A 13,416-nucleotide genomic window follows, 5' to 3' on the forward strand; every position below is an offset into this window, starting at 1 on the left:
AAAATGAGTAAAAATAGGGATGTGCGACTAATGGCTAATATGTGCTGTTTGTTATTTATACAAATTGATGTATTAAATTAATTTAAGAATCGTTTTAAACATCTACTAAAAAAATGAAGTCTTAAAATTTATAACTATGGACTCATGAGCTTAGGGTTCTTGTTCAACCGTTGTCTTTTTGTGCGACTACCCAAGAGTTATTCGTGATTTGTATTTGGCTTAATGATAATTTTAGAGCTATCCGTAAGGACACAATAATGACGAACATACGAATAATAATGAATCTAAGGTAGGACCCAGTGTTTATTAGTGTATTTGATCTTTTTAAAATTGGCATCGGCCCATCTAGCTCCCATACAGTTGGACCAATGCGAGCGGCATACAGTTTTGTAGATGATTTATTTAAACAAAACAATTTACAAGCAACGGTTAGAGTTCAGGTGAAGTTATACGGTTCGCTTGCAGCAACGGGTGTTGGTCATGCAACAGACAAGGCTGTTCTGTTAGGTTTAATGGGCTTTGACCCTGAACATATCGATACTCAATTGAGCACAAGCTTGATTGAAGATGTTATTGAAAATAAAGCCATCCAGCTTAATCAACAAAAGAGTATTTGTTTTGACTATAAGCATGATGTGCTTTTTTTAGATGAATCTTTGCCTTATCACCCCAATGCAATGGAACTGATTGCCTATAATGAAGCCGAAGAAACTTTGTACGCAGAAACTTATTATTCGGTTGGTGGTGGTTTTATTGTTAGTCAAAGGCAATTAACACAAACCCAGACTGAAACCAACGACGTTAAGGTTCCATATCCATTTCACAGTGCGGCTGAACTTTTAAGCTTATGTAAAACTCATCATTTATCAGTGAGTGAGTTAATGCTTGAAAATGAAAAAAGCTGGCGTAGTGAAGCTGAGATTCGTAGCAAGATTATGGAAATCTGGAAAGTGATGCAGCAGTGCATTCACAACGGATTAATTAATGAAGGCATATTACCGGGCGGATTAAACGTAAAACGTCGGGCTAAAAAAATTCACGATAAGTTATTAAATAAGAAAAACTCAAACCTGATTGTGACGACTTTCCATGCAATGGAATGGGTCAATTTATTTGCCTTAGCGGTAAATGAAGAAAATGCTGCTGGCGGTCGAGTAGTGACGGCACCCACAAATGGTGCAGCAGGGATTATTCCGGCAGTTTTATATTACTACGTGACTTTTTCTAAAGATTTTTCCGAAGATAAAGTGGTTCGCTTTTTTCTAAGTGCGGCAGCCGTCGGCATTTTATGTAAACTCAATGCTTCTATTTCTGGTGCAGAAGTAGGATGTCAAGGCGAAGTCGGATCGGCGTGTGCGATGGCTTCGGCAGGTTTAGCCGAAATTTTAGGAGCATCACCTGAGCAAGTGGAGCATGCGGCTGAAATTGGGCTTGAACATAACTTGGGTTTAACGTGTGACCCGATTGGTGGTTTGGTTCAGGTGCCGTGTATTGAACGAAATGCGATTGCTGCTGTAAAAGCCATTAATGCAGCACAAATGGCACTTCATGATGAAGGAGAGCATTTTGTGACTTTAGATAAAGTGATTCAGACCATGAAGGAAACAGGTAGAGATATGTCTGAGAAATATAAAGAAACATCAAAAGGTGGCCTCGCTGTTAACGCAATTGAGTGTTAAAAAAAATGAGATGGGGATGAGGTGGCCCCATCTCATTTTAAACATTAAGCCTCGCGAGCAACTAAAGTTAAAATGTCGTAAGTTGCGACAAGTTCACCACGTTGGTTTTTGACTTTAATATCCCATACCACAACCCCATGTGCAGGCTGAGATGGGTCTTTTTGTGGTTTAGGTGTTTTTTGTTTGCAAGTCAATTCGACTTGAATCGAGTCACCAATTTTAACCGGTTCAACAAAGCGTAAGTTGTCCATACCGTAGTTGGCAATCACAGGGCCTTGTGCTGCATCTACAAATAGACCTGCTGCAGCAGACACAATGAAATATCCATGTGCAACACGCTCACCAAAGAAAGACTCGGCAGCCGCAATTTTGTCAGTATGTGCGTAGAAGTAGTCGCCGCTTAAACATGCAAAATTGACAATATCTGCTTCTGTGACTGTACGACGTGCTGTTAATAAACGTTCACCAATGACTAACTCATCAAAAGACTTTTTAAATGGATGTACACGGTCTTCGTTAACTTTCGAGCCAGCAGTCCACGAGTGAGTAATTTGCGTCAGGCTATTTGGAGAACCTTGAATTGCAGTGCGTTGCATGTAGTGTTTAACGGCGCGAATACCACCTAACTCTTCACCGCCACCTGCACGACCAGGCCCGCCATGTACTAAATGTGGAAGTGGAGAACCATGTCCTGTACTTTCTTTTGCTGACTCTGCATCGAGTACATGGACACGGCCATGCCAAGGCGCAATTTTTTGAATAATTTGCTCAATATTTTCATCGTTATTTTTAACGACAGAAGCCACTAGGCTACCTTCACCACGTGAAACAAGATCAGCTAGTTCTTCAATGTTTTGATATGGCAGGAGTGTACATACCGGACCGAAAGCTTCTGTGGTATGCACATGTGTCGCTTGTAAAGGTTGTTCGCACACCAATAAAGTTGGAGCGAAAAAAGCGCCTTTTTCAGGATGATCTGCATTAAATGTAAAGCTATCGTTGCCACCAAAAACAATTTTTGCATCTTTGCTGAGTTCAGCAACTTTTTCTGCAACGTCATGTTTTTGTTTAATGCTCGCTAAAGCACCCATGGTGGTTTCTTCTTTTTGAGGGTCGCCCACCACAACTTTAGCAAGTTTGGCAGTTAGCTTTTCTTGCACAGTCGCTAACAAGTTTTCAGGAACAAATGCACGACGAATGGCAGTACATTTTTGGCCTGCTTTGGTGGTCATTTCACGGAAGACTTCACGCACAAATAAATCGACAGTTTCTTCATTTGCCTCAGGGCATAAAATTGCACTGTTTACCGAGTCGGCTTCCATGCTAAATGGAATCGAATATTTATTGAGGTGAGGGTGGTTACGCAGTTTTTGGCCTGTGTAAGCTGAACCTGTAAAGGTCACGCAGTCTTGTGGGCCTAGGTGCTCTAATAGGTCATAGGTCTGACCGCAAATCAGTTGTAGCGAACCTTTCGGTAGCACATGTGCTTCTTCAATCGCTTTTACAACTGCTTGAGTTAATTGGGCACCATCGGTTGCTGGTTTCACAATACATGGCACGCCTGCAAGTAGAGTCGGTGCAATCTTTTCAAGCATCCCCCAAATTGGAAAGTTAAAAGCATTAATGTGAACGGCAACACCTGCTTTAGGACTTAAAATGTGTTTAGCACCAAAAGTTCCATTTTTAGAGAGTTGAATCCAGCTATCTTCAGTAATAATTTTTTCGTCATTGAGTTCACGGCGAACCAGACTTGAATAAGCAAATAAGGTCTGGATCCCGCCTTCAATATCAATCCATGCATCTTTACGAGTCGCACCCGTTGCATAAGCAAGTTTGTAGAAGTCTTCCTTGCGTTCAAGTAAATGCTGGGCAATTTGTTTTAATGCATTGGCACGTTGGTGGAATGTCCAGTTAGCCAGTTCTGAACCATTTTGTTTGGCATATTGAACAACACGTTTCATATCAATGCCATGACTACTTACGGCATAAATCGATTCACCTGTAATGGCATGATAAACAGGGCGTAGTTCTTCGTCAGACGAATGCCATGTTCCATAGACATAAGAAGCAAGATGAGACAGTTGATGCTCAGGCTGCTGAAAATCTGTGTCAGTTGAGGTTCCTTCTAGGTGTGCTTGTTCAAGCATGACCAAACTCCTTTTTTATTTGATACGTCAATTATAAAAATTACAAAAATATGATTCATAATTTCAGATTAATTTGTTTAAAAGTCAACTTTATTTTGATTTATAAAAGTAAAAAGGTTTTTTACAATTGATATAAGTTTAATAATTTCAATAATTTGATGTGTTTTGGTGTTGGTAATTTAATTTGATACTAAAAAAGTGATTGACTTTGTTTTTAGTGTATCGAAAAATAGATTTAAGGGTGATACCTACAGGGAATGAAAGAATGGAAAACAATTACCAGAAATTTGAACAAAATATTGCCAATGAAATTACGATCGAGGCTAAGGATCAAATGCCCGATGCCTATCGCAAAACATTGATTCGTCAAATCGGGCAACATGGCCATTCTGAAATTGTAGGTATGTTGCCTGAAGGAAACTGGATTACTCGTGCGCCGACTTTAAAACGTAAAGCGGTTTTGCTCGCGAAGGTACAAGATGAAGCGGGTCATGGTTTGTATTTGTACAGCGCGGCAGAAACTTTAGGTGCTGACCGTGATGACATGATGGAAAAGTTGATTAATGGGAAAATGAAATACTCATCCATCTTTAACTATCCAACTTTGACTTGGGCAGATGTCGCTGCAATTGGTTGGCTTGTCGATGGGGCAGCCATTGTGAACCAAGTTGCGCTTTGCCGTACCTCTTACGGACCATATGCACGTGCGATGGTACGTATTTGTAAAGAAGAAAGTTTCCACCAGCGCCAAGGTTTTGAAGCCATGATGGCTTTGGCAAACGGTACACCAGAACAAAAGCAGATGGCGCAAGATGCGGTAAATCGCTATTGGTGGCCAGCACTGATGATGTTTGGTCCAAGTGATGAACATTCTCCAAACAGCGCACAAAGCATGGCGTGGAAAATCAAACGTTTTAGTAACGATGAATTGCGTCAAAAGTTTGTCGATAACACTGTGCCGCAAGTGTTGCAACTTGGCTTGGAAGTTCCAGACCCAGATTTAAAGTTCAATGAAGAAACAGGCCACTACGAGTTTGGCGAGATTGACTGGCACGAATTTAATGAAGTGATTGCCGGACGTGGACCATGTAATCACGAGCGTATCGAAGCACGCCGTAAGGCATGGGAAAACGGCAAATGGGTTCGTGATGCAGCAGTGGTCTATGCGAAAAAACAGCAGCATGAAGCGAACAAAGTGGCTTAACAAGATTTATGGAAAAATTTGAGGAAATCAAAATGGAAGATAAAAACAACTGGTCGCTCTACGAAGTATTTGTACGTAGTAAACAAGGCTTAAGCCACCGTCATGTAGGCAGCTTAAGAGCACCTGATGATGAAATCGCACTGCAACATGCGCGTGATGTTTATACACGCCGCAATGAAGGAATTAGCATTTGGGTGGTTCGTTCAGAACTGATTAAGTCATCACAGCCAGATGAAAAAGCTGAATTTTTCGATCCTTCTTTAGATAAGGTTTATCGTCATCCGACTTTTTACCATATTCCAGATGGCATTGAGCACATGTAAGGGAGAATGGAAATGAATAATACAGTTTTATCTAAATTCTTATTACATATTGGCGACAGTCAACTGGTTTTATCTCAGCGTTTGGCTGAATGGTGCGGGCATGCACCTGAGCTTGAAGTTGATATTGCTTTGGCAAATATCGGTTTGGACTTGTTGGGTCAGGCAAGAAACTTTCTGACTTTGGCTGGTCAATATGATGAAGCTAAACGTGATGAAGACCAACTTGCGTATTTCCGTACAGAACGTGAGTTTTTAAACCTATTGTTGTGTGAACAACCCAATGGTGACTTTGCACAAACGATTGTACGCCAATGGTTGATGGACCATTACCATCTTCATTTATTTACGGCTTTAGCGCAAAGCTCACTTCCCGAATTAAGTGCGCTTGCTGTGAAATCTTTAAAAGAAGTGAAGTATCACATCCGCTTTTCAACAAGCTGGATGGAACGTTTAAGTTTAAGCACAGATGAAGCGCATCAACGTGTGCAAGACGGTTTAAATAATTTATGGCGCTTTACCGCTGAATTATTTGAACTGAGTGCAGACGAGCAAGCACTAGTTGCAGAAGGTGTGATTCCAGATTTTTCAAATGAAAAAGAACAATGGAACCAAACCATTGCAGATGAGCTTAAGCGCTTTGAATTAAATGTTGCCGTGAACGGTGCTTATCGCCGTGGTGCGAAACAAGGATTGCATACCGAGCATTTAGGTTATTTGTTGGCTGAAATGCAATGTATTCAAAGAACTTATCCGGGAATGACCTGGTAAGACAAGGAGGTGAGCCATGCAAATGATTCGTCATTGCATCGACCAATGTTGGGATGTTCTACAAACGGTAAGTGACCCTGAAATTCCAGTTTTATCTGTTGTGGATTTGGGCATGATTCGCGGTGTAGAGATTAACGATCAACAAGAAATTATTGTTCGTCTAACTCCGACATATAGCGGTTGCCCAGCAACAGATATGCTCAAAGCACAAATTGTTGATGCATTTACCGCAGAAGCTTTGACACCAGTCAAAGTCATGGTTGATTTGTCAGAAGCATGGACCACGGACTGGATGTCTGAAGCAGGGAAAAAGAAACTGCAAGTTTATGGCATTGCACCACCTGAAGGGTTGGCGCATCAGTGTGGGACTCACGTTCATTTAAATGATGGTGTCGAGTGTCCACGTTGTAAAAGCCGACATACCCGACTGTTAACAGAGTTTAGTTCTACCGCCTGTAAAGCACTTTATAAATGTCAGGACTGTCTTGAGCCTTTTGATTACTTCAAATGTATTTAAGTCTTTAGATAAGGAAATCAGCCATGAGCCAATTTGTACCATTAAAAGTAAAAAGTATTACGCCGCAAACCGATCAGGCAATTTGTATTGCATTTGACGTTGTACCTGAACAACAAGAACAATTTCAATTTCAACCGGGGCAACATTTAACCATTCGCCATTTAACCGAAGCGGGTGAAATTCGCCGTTGTTATTCAATTTGTAGCTATGCGGGTAAAGAAGACATCAGCATTGCTGTTAAAAAAATTGATCAAGGGCAATTTTCAAACTGGGCAAATGACCATTTGAAAGTGGGCGATGTGCTTGAAGTCATGCCGCCACAAGGTGTGTTTTTTCAAAAAGCAGCCAAGATGGGCGGACAAAACTATTTAGGTGTTGCTGCGGGCAGTGGTATTACCCCAATTTTATCGATTGTTAAGCAAGTTTTGTTTGAACAACCTGAAGCTAAATTTACCTTGCTCTATGGCAATCGCTCATGGAAACAAACCATGTTTGCCGAGCAAATTATGGATTTGAAAGATCAGTTTAAAGAACGCTTTCAACTCATCAATATTTTTTCTCGTGAGTTCAACGATAGTGAACTGATGAACGGTCGTATTGATGCAGAAAAGCTTAAGCAACTTTTTGATTTTGATGTGCTTGAAACGAGTTTTGACCATGTGTTTGCCTGCGGCCCAGACGAAATGATGAATGCCGTAGAAAATACTTTACCGAACTTTGGTATTGCCAAAGAGCGCATTCACACCGAACGTTTCCATACAGGCCAAGCACGTAAACGTAGTGTTGAAGCGGATGCAAACCGAAAAGAAGAAAAAGTAAACATCATTTTAGATGGTCGTGAATTGATTGTTTCTGTGGCTCAAGATGATGAAAGTATTCTTGATGCGGCTTTACGTGCGGGTGCCGACTTACCGTATGCATGTAAAGGTGGGGTGTGTGCAACCTGTCGTTGTAAGGTGCTTTCTGGGGAAGTTGACATGTTCCTTAACTATAGTCTTGAAGAAGACGAAGTTGAAAAGGGCTATGTGCTGAGCTGTCAGACCTTACCAAAAGGCTCAAATGTTCGTTTGAGTTTTGATGAGTAGAGGCTGTCATGCAAGAGTTGATCAAAGCCAGCACAGCAACTGACGGTGTTTTGTTATTAACCCTAAACCGTCCAGAAAAAAGAAATGCTTTAAACAATGCAACATTGCAGTGTTTATGCGAGTTGCTCGAAGAAGCTGAACATAATGCTCAAGTCAAAGCGGTGGTTTTAACGGGTAATGCTCAATGTTTTGCGGCTGGGGCAGATCTTAGTGAGTTGGCTGCAATGGATGCCGTATCTTTGCAACTCGATATTCGTCCAAAGCTTTGGCAAAAAATTGATGCGTTTAGTAAGCCACTGATTAGTGCAGTCAATGGTTATGCCTTAGGCGCTGGGTTTGAGCTGGTTTTGCACTCAGATATGGTGATTTGCGGTGAAAATGCCCGTTTTGCATTACCTGAAATTGGCCTTGGCATGTTGCCGGGTGCAGGCGGAACACAGCGTTTAGCACGCTTGGTTGGGCAACAACTCACCATGCGCTGGGCCATGACAGGTGAGATGATTTCGGCTAAACAAGCCGAGCAATACGGCATTTGCAGTCAAGTGGTTCCGACCGAATTAACCGTCGAATACGCGGTTCAACTGGCAGCCAAAATTGCCAAACAAGCGCCTTTAGCGATTCGTGTGATTAAACAATCAATTAAAAGTATTCATGAAACAACGTTAAGTCAGGGACTCAAGTTTGAACGTCAAAACTTTGTCTGGCTGGCGGCTACAAAAGATCGAAACGAAGGGATTAATGCTTTCTTTGAGAAAAGAAAGCCAGTGTTTAGAGGTGAGTGATGGACTATCAAAATATTATTGCTGAAGAAAAAAATGGTGTTGGCTACCTGACATTTAACCGCCCAAAAGCACTGAATAGCTTTAACGTTGATATGCACCGTGAAGTGGCTGAGGTTCTAAACCTGTGGACTAAAAATCCAGATGTTCGCTGTGTGGTGATTAGTGGTGAAGGCCGCGGCTTCTGTGCAGGACAAGATTTAGGTGACCGTGTAGTAGACCCAAATGCTGAAGCTCCAGATTTAGGATATTCCATTGAAACTTACTATAACCCGCTCATTAAAACGATTGTAAATATGCCAAAGCCTGTGATTTGCGCGGTAAATGGTGTGGCAGCAGGTGCAGGGGCAAATATTGCACTGGCGTGTGACTTGGTGATTGCAGCTAAATCGGCAAACTTTGTACAAGCATTTTGCCGTTTAGGTTTAGTTCCAGACTCTGCGGGTACATGGTTTTTACCACGTGCTGTAGGTCATGCGCGTGCTATGGGACTGACTTTGTTAGGTGACAAGCTCCCAGCAGAAACCGCAAAAGAATGGGGCATGATTTGGGATGTCGTTGAAGACGCTGAACTTAAAACAAAAGTCACTGAACTCGCTGAACGTTTAGCGAAACAACCTACTTTTGGTCTATCTCTTATTAAAAAAGCTATTCATCAATCAAGCAATAACACCTTTGATGAGCAAGTGCTGTTAGAGCGTGATTTACAACGTATTGCAGGACGTTCCGAAGATTATCGTGAAGGTGTACAAGCCTTTATGAATAAACGTGAACCAAATTTTAAAGGGCGCTAAGCATGACAGATTTAGACTTATCTCGTGCCCGAATTGCCGTGATTGGTTCTGGCACCATGGGCATCGGCATTGCCCAGTTAGCCATCGTTAATGGACACACGACCGTTTTATATGATCTGGATGCTCAAAAAGCGCAACAAGCCGTTCAAGGTTTAGGGCAGACGTTTAAAAAGCTGGTTGAAAAGAGCAAGCTTACACAGCAGCAAGCTGATGAAGCCTTAGCACGTTTAACTGTGGTCAATCAAGTTGAAGCACTGCGTGATACTGATTTGGTGATTGAGGCAGTCGTTGAGAAAAAGGAAGTTAAACAGTCTTTATTTAAGCAACTCGCTGAAATTTGTAGTCCGCAAACCATTTTTGCAAGCAATACATCTTCAATTTCAGTGATTGCAATTTCGGCGGGCATTGCTCATCCTGAGCGTGTGGTGGGTTTACACTTTTTTAACCCTGCGCCAGTCATGAAACTGGTTGAAATTGTACAAGGCTTAAAAACACCAAACAGCTTATGCTTGGCTCTAAAAAATTTGATGTTGGGCTGGAAAAAAATTCCGGTACTCACCAAGTCGACTCCCGGTTTTATTGTTAACCGAATTGCACGTCCATTTTATGCAGAAGGCTTTAGAGCACTGCAAGAACAAGTCACCAGCTACGACCAGCTAGACTATGCTTTAAAGCAATGTGGCGGTTTTGCGATGGGGCCGTGTGAACTCACTGACCTCATTGGGCAAGATGTTAATTTTTCAGTGACCCAGAGCGTTTATCAAGAGTTTTTTTATGAGCCACGCTACCGTCCAAGCCTCATTCAAAAAGAATTGGTCGATGCAGGTACTTGGGGCCGTAAGTCAAAACAAGGCTTTTATCACTATAACGAAAAAAATCAGTACGAGACATTTCAGCCTCAAGCTGTGGTTGCCAAACCAGTTGATGCCCATATTCAGCTAAAAGGGACTTGGTCTCAGCTACCTGCATTTTTAACCCGTTTAGGTTTAAAAGGCGGATCTGCGAGCGACGACAATATCCTTCAAATTGATGATATCGACTTGCGTTTAAGCCAAGGTGAGTCTGCCAATATTCATTACTTAAGCCGTAAAGTGGTTTTAATGGATTGGCATCATGATTTTGAACACGCAGAGGCTTTAGTACTCAGTCATAACGAGCTTTGTGAAGCAAGTGATTTGGCTAAAGTTGAGGCTTACTTTGCACAGTTTGGTATCAGCGTGATGTGGATTAAAGACCATCCGGCACTGTTAACCTTACGAACCATCGCTTTACTCATTAATGAAGCCTGCGAAGCAAGTTTACATGGTGTTGCGAGTCTGGAAGATATTGATAATGCCATGAAATATGGAGTGAATTATCCTAAAGGCCCTTACCAGTGGTTGACACAAATGGGCGGCGCTTATGTGCTCCAAACCTTAAATAATTTATATGCACTGTATGGAGAGGAAAAATATCGCGCGAGTATCTACCTCAAACAATATGTAGCGAAAACTCAAAACATTGCTACCCAATATTCACGCGATATGACCGAATTTGCATAATCAGGAGTCAACATGGAAGACGTTTTAATTTGCGATTTTATTCGTACCCCAATTGGACGATACGCAGGTGCCTTAAGTGCAGTACGTGCAGATGATTTAGCTGCATTGCCCATCAAATATTTAAAAGATAAACACCCGAACTTGCCGTGGAATACGGTAGACGAAGTGTTTTTAGGATGTGCTAACCAAGCAGGTGAAGACAACCGTAACGTTGCACGTATGGCAACACTCTTGGCAGGCTTACCTGATACAGTTCCAGCCATGACCGTCAATCGCCTGTGTGCTTCGGGTTTAGATGCAGTAGGCCTTGCGGCACGCTCAATTAAAGCAGGCGAAGCAGAGTTTGTGTTGGCAGGTGGTGTTGAGTCAATGAGCCGTGCACCATTTGTACAAGCTAAACCGACCGAAGCGTTTAGCCGTACACCTGAAATTTATGACACCACCATTGGCTGGCGCTTTGTAAATAAGCAGCTTAAAGCGCAATACGGCACCGACAGCATGCCTGAAACTGCCGAAAATGTAGCTGAAAAATACCAGATTAGTCGTGAAGACCAAGATGCGTTTGCATTGCGTAGCCAACAAAAAACGGCTGCGGCACAACAAAACGGTTTCTTTAGCGATGAGATTTTGCCTGTCGAGATTGTAGACCGTAAGAAAAACGTGAACGTTGTTAATCGCGATGAACATCCGCGTGAAACGACACTTGAAGCACTCGCAAAACTAAAAGCCCCATTTAAAAAAGAAGGTGGCTCGGTGACTGCTGGAAATGCCTCTGGTGTAAATGATGGCGCTGCGTGTGTGTTAATTACCAACCGTGAATTTGCAGATACACATGGTTTAAAACCTTTAGCACGTGTGATTGGCATTGCAAGTGCGGGTGTTGAACCCAAATATATGGGTATAGGTCCTGTTCCGGCTGTGCAGAAAATTTTAAAGCAAACAGGTTTAACGCTAGATCAGATGGATGTGATTGAGCTGAATGAAGCATTCGCAGCCCAATCTTTGGCTTGTATGCGTGAACTCGGTCTAAAAGATGACGATGAACGCGTTAACCCAAATGGTGGTGCAATTGCGTTAGGCCATCCGTTAGGCATGAGCGGTACACGTTTAGTGATTACGGCAACACGTGAGCTAAAAAAACGCGGTGGACGCTATGCACTTTGCACGATGTGTGTAGGTGTTGGACAAGGCGTCGCACTGATTTTGGAAAACTTAAATTAATTCAGACGGTTTTTAAAATTACATAATGAGGAGAGAGGCGATGGACAGCCTTACAATGGATAATGTTGAGCAATTAACACTTGCAGAGCTTAGAGAACTGCAAACGAAACGGTTAAAACAAACCCTGACTTTTGTATATGAAAATAGTCCGGTCTATAAGAAAAAGTTCGATGATGCAGGTGTGCATCCTGATGACTTCGTGACTTTAGACGATCTGGCAAAGTTTCCATTTACCACTAAACAGGATTTAAGAGACAACTATCCGTTTGGGATGTTTGCCGTACCGCAAGAGCAAATTGTGCGTTTACATGCATCATCGGGTACAACGGGTAAACCGACTGTGGTGGGTTATACCCAAAAAGATATTAATACTTGGTCGGATATAGTTGCGCGTTGCTTACGCATGGCAGGTTTAACCGCGAAAGACATGGTTCAGGTGGCTTATGGCTATGGACTATTTACAGGTGGACTAGGCGCACATTATGGCGCTGAGCGCTTAGGTGCGACGGTTATTCCAATGTCTGGCGGGCAAACTGAAAAGCAAGTTCAGCTTATTCAAGACTTTAAACCGACTGCAATTATGGTTACGCCATCATATTGCGTAAGTATTATTGAAAAGCTAGAACAACAATTTGGTACTGCACGTAATACGTCTTTAAAAGTGGGTATTTTTGGTGCCGAGCCGTGGACCAACGAACTTCGCCGTGAAATTGAAGAACGCCTCAATATTAAAGCACTCGATATTTATGGCTTGTCTGAGGTGATGGGACCGGGCGTTGCGATGCAGTGCTTAGGTGAGGGCGAGGGATTAACGATTTGGGAAGATCATTTCTACCCAGAAATTATTAACCCTGAAACAGGTGAAGTCTGTAAAGATGGCGAACTTGGTGAGTTAGTCTTTACCACCATTACCAAAGAAGGCTTACCAATTATTCGTTACCGTACTCGTGATTTGACCCGCTTACTACCGGGTGAAAATCTGGCTATGCGTAAAATGGATAAAATAGTGGGCCGTAGCGACGACATGCTGATTATTCGCGGCGTAAACGTTTTCCCGACCCAAATTGAAGAGCAAATTTTGCAAGTTCCGCATTTAGTTCCAAATTATGAAATTTTGGTGACTAAAAAAGGCCATATGGATACTTTGCATATTCGTACAGAGATGTGTCATAACTGTACTATACAGGCCAATCAACTTGCTCAGGAGTTGATGAAACGCATTAAAACCATGATTGGGATTAGCGTTACTGTAGAAGTTGTAACGGAAGCGACCTTACCTCGTTCGGAAGGTAAGGCAAAGCGGGTAATCGATATGCGTCAGATTGCTTAACATCAAGATCATTCAGGGTATAGAATCT

Annotated in this window: 12 protein-coding genes; 11 read left to right on the forward strand and 1 reads right to left on the reverse strand. The window is 42.2% G+C overall.

The genetic code is table 11. The features are described 5' to 3' along the window. Positions 1–299 precede the first annotated feature (299 nt). On the forward strand, positions 300–1,679 hold the full coding sequence (locus tag B554_RS0107660; protein ID WP_019457600.1) for an L-serine ammonia-lyase: 1,380 nt from the start codon (positions 300–302) through the stop codon (positions 1,677–1,679). A gap of 44 nt (positions 1,680–1,723) precedes the next feature. On the opposite strand, the gene paaZ is transcribed toward B554_RS0107660, so the two are convergent. Next, complete coding sequence (paaZ, locus tag B554_RS0107665) at positions 1,724–3,826, reverse strand: phenylacetic acid degradation bifunctional protein PaaZ (RefSeq protein ID WP_019457601.1); 2,103 nt, start codon at positions 3,824–3,826, stop codon at positions 1,724–1,726. A gap of 265 nt (positions 3,827–4,091) precedes the next feature. Here paaZ and paaA point away from each other — a divergent pair, with 265 nt between their 5' ends. From paaA to paaK, 10 genes are read left to right on the forward strand one after another with little or no spacing between them, the layout of a single operon-like run. Further along, positions 4,092–5,030, forward strand: coding sequence for a 1,2-phenylacetyl-CoA epoxidase subunit PaaA (paaA, locus tag B554_RS0107670; RefSeq protein ID WP_019457602.1), 939 nt, complete (start codon positions 4,092–4,094; stop codon positions 5,028–5,030). Positions 5,031–5,062: 32 nt separating this feature from the next. Next, complete coding sequence (gene paaB, locus B554_RS0107675; protein WP_000389648.1) at positions 5,063–5,353, forward strand: 1,2-phenylacetyl-CoA epoxidase subunit PaaB; 291 nt, start codon at positions 5,063–5,065, stop codon at positions 5,351–5,353. 12 nt (positions 5,354–5,365) lie between these two features. Further along, the gene (gene paaC / locus B554_RS0107680) at positions 5,366–6,121 is read left to right on the forward strand and encodes a 1,2-phenylacetyl-CoA epoxidase subunit PaaC (RefSeq protein ID WP_025465144.1); all 756 of its coding nucleotides are present in this window, start codon (positions 5,366–5,368) and stop codon (positions 6,119–6,121) included. 16 nt (positions 6,122–6,137) lie between these two features. Continuing rightward, positions 6,138–6,638, forward strand: coding sequence for a 1,2-phenylacetyl-CoA epoxidase subunit PaaD (paaD, locus tag B554_RS0107685; RefSeq protein WP_019457604.1), 501 nt, complete (start codon positions 6,138–6,140; stop codon positions 6,636–6,638). Positions 6,639–6,661: 23 nt separating this feature from the next. Continuing rightward, positions 6,662–7,723, forward strand: a complete 1,062-nt coding sequence (gene paaE, locus B554_RS0107690) for a 1,2-phenylacetyl-CoA epoxidase subunit PaaE (RefSeq protein ID WP_019457605.1) — start codon at positions 6,662–6,664, stop codon at positions 7,721–7,723. An 8-nt stretch (positions 7,724–7,731) separates the two neighbouring features. Then, positions 7,732–8,505, forward strand: coding sequence for an enoyl-CoA hydratase-related protein (locus B554_RS0107695; RefSeq protein WP_019457606.1), 774 nt, complete (start codon positions 7,732–7,734; stop codon positions 8,503–8,505). Continuing rightward, entirely contained in the window at positions 8,505–9,296 is a 792-nt protein-coding gene (paaG, locus tag B554_RS0107700) for a 2-(1,2-epoxy-1,2-dihydrophenyl)acetyl-CoA isomerase PaaG (RefSeq protein ID WP_005041595.1), read from the forward strand. Before B554_RS0107695 ends, paaG begins: the two co-directional genes overlap by 1 nt. 2 nt (positions 9,297–9,298) lie before the next feature. Further along, entirely contained in the window at positions 9,299–10,837 is a 1,539-nt protein-coding gene (locus B554_RS0107705) for a 3-hydroxyacyl-CoA dehydrogenase (RefSeq protein WP_019457607.1), read from the forward strand. A 12-nt stretch (positions 10,838–10,849) separates the two neighbouring features. Beyond that, positions 10,850–12,058: a 3-oxoadipyl-CoA thiolase gene (gene pcaF / locus B554_RS0107710; protein ID WP_019457608.1), complete on the forward strand. Its 1,209-nt coding sequence runs from the start codon at positions 10,850–10,852 to the stop codon at positions 12,056–12,058. Positions 12,059–12,098: 40 nt separating this feature from the next. Further along, positions 12,099–13,388: a phenylacetate--CoA ligase PaaK gene (paaK, locus tag B554_RS0107715; RefSeq protein WP_000377855.1), complete on the forward strand. Its 1,290-nt coding sequence runs from the start codon at positions 12,099–12,101 to the stop codon at positions 13,386–13,388. Positions 13,389–13,416 lie beyond the last annotated feature (28 nt).

This window comes from Acinetobacter sp. GG2, from assembly GCF_000292385.1.
Taxonomy (GTDB): Bacteria; Pseudomonadota; Gammaproteobacteria; order Pseudomonadales; family Moraxellaceae; genus Acinetobacter; species Acinetobacter seifertii.